The sequence below is a fragment of the Pseudomonas sp. B424 genome (assembly GCF_055408345.1).
In genome coordinates, this window is sequence record NZ_JBUZTL010000052.1 from 1 (window position 1) to 5308 (window position 5308).

Annotated in this window: 4 protein-coding genes and 1 pseudogene; all 5 read left to right on the forward strand. The window is 48.5% G+C overall.

The window, feature by feature from the left end; translation table 11 throughout:
- Positions 1–822 (forward strand): YadA C-terminal domain-containing protein (locus ACZRMS_RS26010; protein WP_463997617.1); only part of this gene is annotated, 822 nt, incomplete at its 5' end.
- Between the two features lie 1053 nt (positions 823–1875).
- Positions 1876–2553 (forward strand): serine protease, encoded by a 678-nt coding sequence (locus tag ACZRMS_RS26015; protein ID WP_463997618.1) that lies wholly within the window; start codon positions 1876–1878, stop codon positions 2551–2553.
- 9 nt (positions 2554–2562) lie between these two features.
- A pseudogene (locus ACZRMS_RS26020) lies at positions 2563–3106 on the forward strand (glycoside hydrolase family 19 protein).
- Between the two features lie 35 nt (positions 3107–3141).
- A complete protein-coding gene (locus ACZRMS_RS26025) occupies positions 3142–3573 on the forward strand; it encodes a lysis protein (RefSeq protein ID WP_463997620.1) in 432 nt (143 codons plus the stop codon).
- A gap of 963 nt (positions 3574–4536) precedes the next feature.
- Positions 4537–5308, forward strand: a 772-nt coding sequence (locus ACZRMS_RS26030) for a hypothetical protein (protein WP_463997619.1), incomplete at its 3' end; no start/stop codon positions are given.

Here is a 5308-nt window from a genome sequence, read left to right on the forward strand (position 1 = left end):
AAGTCTGCAGAGGCTTCCATAAAAGCGGTTGATAATAAGGCGGCGTTAAATGCCGAAGCGATTGATCGCAATCAAAAGTCTGCAGAGGCTTCCATAAAAACGGTTGATGATAAGGCGGTGTTAAATGCCAACGCGATTGATCGCAATCAAAAGTCTGCAGAGACTTCCATAAAGGCGGTTGATGATAAGGCTATTAAAAATGCCAACGATATCGCGCTAAACAAACAGGACGCTGATTCCAAAGCCGACACTCACGCGAGTGTTATAGCGGCCAACAAACAAATTGCAGATAAAGCCACACAGGCAGTGGATATCAAGGCAAATCAGAATGCGCATGTCATCGCGCAAAATAAAAAAACTGCAGCTGACGCCACCCATGCTGTTGATGCGCGAGCCACTCAACGAATATCCCAGGTTAATAGTGTTTTAACTGGGCACAGTCAGGTTTTAAATTATCATACGCAGGCCATTGATACCAATAGCCGCATGATCGCTTGGGCAAACGCGCGTGTTGATGAGGTGGAGGGGCGACTTGATAGCGTTGAAGAACGTATCAGTCGCGCAGAAAAGAAAGTAGCCAAACTAAACCGCAATATCAGTGGGTTTATGGCGCAAAGTGCTGCTATGTCGTCATTAATAACCCCCATGACGCCCGGGAAATTCTCCATCGCTGCCGCTGTAGGTGCCTCAGGCCCCGCCCAAGCATTTGCGGTTGGGGCCGGTGCACGTCTAGATGAAGTATGGAGTGCTAAAGCCAGTGCAGCTTATGACAACGTCTCTCGTCAAATTACAGGTGGCGTCGGGGTTGGGATGGAGTTTTAAATTAAACTGCACATGATTAAATATTAGTATTATGCATCCTCTGGATATTTTAAGACCTCATCTTAATAACCCACTCAGTCGAAACGTTTTGGCGGTGTTATCAAATAGCACCTGCTCTAGTACTCCACGTTTAGTTAGAGCAGGTGTTAGCCACGTTGTGAAGTCGACTCCAATGCCTTCAGGGCGATCTGTCTTCCTCATCAGTGCCTTAGATTCTCAAAAGTATGTTCTGTGACGGGCTCATTTACTGGCTGGAAGCTTGCAGCTTCCGATATGCCCGCGTGTCTGGGCCATCTGACAGGCAGGGCGCTGAGTATGTCGTCAATAAGACTTCTTGATGGTTAGCGCTCGATAAACCCCAACTACCGCAAGATAGGGCCTTGGCTTATCGTGACATTTATAGCGAGCAGTTCCACGGCAGCAGGGCTTCGTAGTCATCTACCGATTGGGCCGGCGGCAGCCGCTTAAGTGCGTGGCACAGCCACATATGTTGATGTATGCGATTGTTTTGCGCAGGACCAAATTTTAAATTTATAAATAGTCAATGCAACGATAGCAGGTCCATAAGAAATATTTGGGCCGGCGCGGGGGGGGGGGTAGTCAAGTTTGGCAGCAACATGACCGTAAATTCGACAAGCCCACCCTACGCGTGGAAGTGTGTGCCCGTTACTCCATGAATGGCCGCGCACGCAATAATATCGGCAACTTATGTATTAAGAATCGTACAAGTCGGTGAGCTGAAGTTGCGCTGCTAATGAACAAGACAGGTTGCACGCTGATCAGTGCGAGTATGTATTAAACCTGTGAAAAGTATCAGGTGGACGAAAGCTAGTTGGCGTTCAACAAAACCAAATTCATGTGGGGTGAGTAGGGTGTGATGCTCTGGCTGCCCTTTTAATTCGATCCAGTACACCCACTCGTGTCGTCGGGGTCGACACCAATGTAAGTAATACAGGGTGCATTAAAACAGATGATTTAAACGCTGCTCCCTACGTTGTCAAAATACTGACAATAACATTCGACTGAATTATTTCTATGGGTAGATAAGTTATAATGTTCAAGATAATAAGTATTTTGCTGTCAGCACTTTTCACTGCGGGATGCAACGGCTTCGTAAAGCCCGATTTTTCGGGGCCCGTTAATGACTCATACTTTGTAATCTCCTCAGGCTTTCCAGCACCGTTTCTATATATGGCCTCGGCAGTACAGTGGAACGAGGATTACGCAGTAACGACCCAACATACCCCATTCTTGCCCAATGTCGCATATGCCTGTAGTACAGGCTGTGATCTCGTCTTCATCAAGCGTAAAGCAGACGGCCACTATCCTTCATGGAGAGCACCGTATCTAGGTGAGAACATAACTGCCGCAGGGATGAGTCCATATATGATGACCACCACGGGCAAGGGTAAGGTGTATCAAACTCCCTTCCTCAATCTAAAAGAAAATAGCGGTGATCTTTATGGTATTCACGATGCCCCATTGATCAAAGGAATGTCGGGTGGGCCGGTCATCGGCAGTGACGGCGGTATTGTCGGTATTAATGCAGGTTACTACTCGATTACTCCACACGATGTGGCTACGCAGTCCGGTTTAAGAGGTGCCAAGAGAGTAAGTATCTTTATTCCTTACTCAATTATTGCGCGTGAGTGGAGAATGTTCCAGGTTAAGCTTAATAACCAAAAGAGACTGGTCGTGCCGCGCTTGGCCGATCAAGGGCGTCATCCTTAGGGCAAGTCTATGCCGATCACCCAGCAACAACTGCAGCAGATCCTCCCAACGCCGGCCAAACAGCCGGCGCTTTTGTTCCTGTGCTAAACACCGCGATGGTCCGCTTCCAGATCGTCGGCACGAAACGCATCGCCGCCTTTATCGCCCAGATCGGCCACGAGTCCGGCCAGTTACGCTACGTGCGCGTACTGGGTAATGACCAATACCTGACAAATACGATACCGGCTCACTCGCCAAACGCTTGGGCAACACCCCCGAGGCGGACGGCGACGGTCAAAAGTATCGAGGCCGTGGCCAGATCCAGATCACCGGCCGGGCCAACTACATGGCTTGCGGCGAAGGGCTGGGCCTTGATCTGATCAAGCTGCCCGAGCTGCTGGAGAGGCCACAGCACGCATGCATGTCTGCGGCATGGTTTTGGGCGAGCAGGGGGCTCAACACCTTGGCCGACGCGGGCCCGTTCGATAGGATCACCCGGCGCATCAACGGTGGGCAGAACGGCGCGGCGGATCGTCAGGAGCTGTATGCCCGGGCGCTGAAATCGATGCGGTGAAGTGGGGCGGGGTGCTGTTGATCATCCTGGCCCTGATGGCGGGCAGCGCGTGGGCCGCATGGGAGTGGCAGGCCAACGCATACGTCAAGCAACTGGCTGCCAAGGAAGCTTCCCACCAAACCGAACGCACCGATCAGGCCAATGCCAACGCCGCGCAAATTCTGAGGGAGCAGCGCAAGCGTCTCGCCCTGGAGCAATGGCTGGCAGCGAGTGACCAAGCCCACTATCGAGCACTGACTGATGCCAATACCAAACAAGCCCGCCTGCGTGATCGCCTTGCTACTGCTGACCTGCGGTTGTCAGTCCAACTCGACGCCGCCGCAACTGCTTGTGACGGAATGCAAACCACCACCAGCACCGGCGGCGTGGTTTATGGCGCCCGTAGAGCCAAACTTGACCCAGCGCATGCTCAACGAATTATCGGAATCACCGGCGACGGCCACCAAGCCTCCTTGAGGGGGGGCTAGAAAAGCTGACTTTAAAGCGGGCATGTTTTAAAAAAATCTATTTTTTATGCACTTAAATCGGTCTTGTTGGAAATAGTTAAGTTTTAATTGGTGGTGTGGATGCGTCCTGTGTTTTGCTAGCGTGATGCTGAAGAAAACTAGAGTAGGCGAAGTTTATTTTGGCTCTGGTGTGGTGCGCTCAGAAATAACCAGATTTCTTACTTCGCCTTCAGTGTCTGAATTGAGTTTTAGTGAATGGCTACCTTGTGAAAAGAATAAACTTCGTCCCTGTTGTAACTGGCGTTTATTAGGGCAGGCTTATCTGGACCTTCCCAAGGTTTTACGTTGTATGCCAGTGCGTCAATATACTCTTCGGGTTTTCAAAAAGTATTTGCCTGAGGGGAATTAAAAAATCGTCATCTCCGATTATAATTAAACATACCTCATGGTCGAATTGCCGGTTTTCTGGGTCATCATAGGTGATTAGTCCAGGTGACATGCCTTGTCGTTAGCACAAAGCAAAAGCGCTGTCTGCGAGTTGCCTACAGTTAACAGCTTTGAATTCAAAAGCTTTCATAAGTGTTTTTCAATCTCGGAGCTGCTTGAGTGTTTAGTGCAAAAAATAACCATGGTGCAAAAGAGTGATCTGGTGGATTTTCTTTAGTTGCTTTAATTGGCGGGTCATGATTCCTGATTGAAATTTTTAAGTCTAGATCGAGGGGGGAGAATTACGCGCTAGAAGATTGATATATACCATCCTAAGTGCGGGTTATGATTACTTTTTCATAAGATGATTGTGCGGGGATGAGGATATGTGATTTTAAAAGGGGGGTGGGTTTTGCTGTGCGGGTAATTAAGTATGATTCTCTAAGTGGGCTTAAGGATTTTCAATGGGTATTAAGGGTTTGTAAGGGTTTGTAATGTTTATAAGGTGCGCGTGCTAGGTATGATTATCTGCAGTTTTTTGGGTAATTAGGTGCTTCGATGAAAAAATATTTTTGGGTTTTTACCTTGATTGTGGGAAGTGCAAATTCCTCTGCCGGGCCACTCGAACTTTGGCAAAGAGATGGTAGCATGCGGGATGTAGATGCACTAGATCCTGATGTAAAAGAAAAAGTTACCGTTACGAATGTGTCTGACGCAATGTCGAAGAGGGAATACCCTAGTGGGATAAAGTTTGCGGATGAAGAAAGAGTGAATAGCCTTGTAAAAGTAGCTGATGAATATATTAATGCGAAGAGAAAAGAAGCAAAAGACCTCAGGGATGATAATAATTATTTATCAACCACGTTAAAGGGGGCGATCGATACTAATTCAAATTCAATCGAAGTTAATAAGCAAAAAGTTGGTGCTATGGATTCCAGGTTGAACTCGGTAAAAGCTGAGGTTGATCGGAATACTAGTGATATTGTCGCTAACAAGAACAGCGTAGAAAAAGCGACTAATGCGACTAAAGCGCTAGAGCGGTTAGCGAATGCTGTAGATAAACAGGCAACCCAAAACAGCAGCGATATTGCGACGAACAAACAGATCGCGGCAGATGCCACGAGCGCGGTGGATGCCAAGACATCTAAAAACAGTAGCGATATTGCGACGAACAAACAGATCGCGGCAGATGCCACGAGCGCGGTGGATGCCAAGGCCTCTAAAAACAGTAGCGACATTGCGACGAACAAACAGACCGCGGCAGATGCCACGAGCGCGGTGGATGCCAAGGCCTCTAAAAACAGTAGCGACATTGCGACGAACAAACAGA

What these genes read in the sequence shown, in the direction of transcription:
- ACZRMS_RS26015 (WP_463997618.1), top strand. Translation starts at nt 1,876, where the DNA reads ATGTTCAAGATAATAAGTATTTTGCTGTCAGCACTTTTCACTGCGGGA.
- ACZRMS_RS26025 (WP_463997620.1), top strand. Translation starts at nt 3,142, where the DNA reads ATGGCGGGCAGCGCGTGGGCCGCATGGGAGTGGCAGGCCAACGCATAC.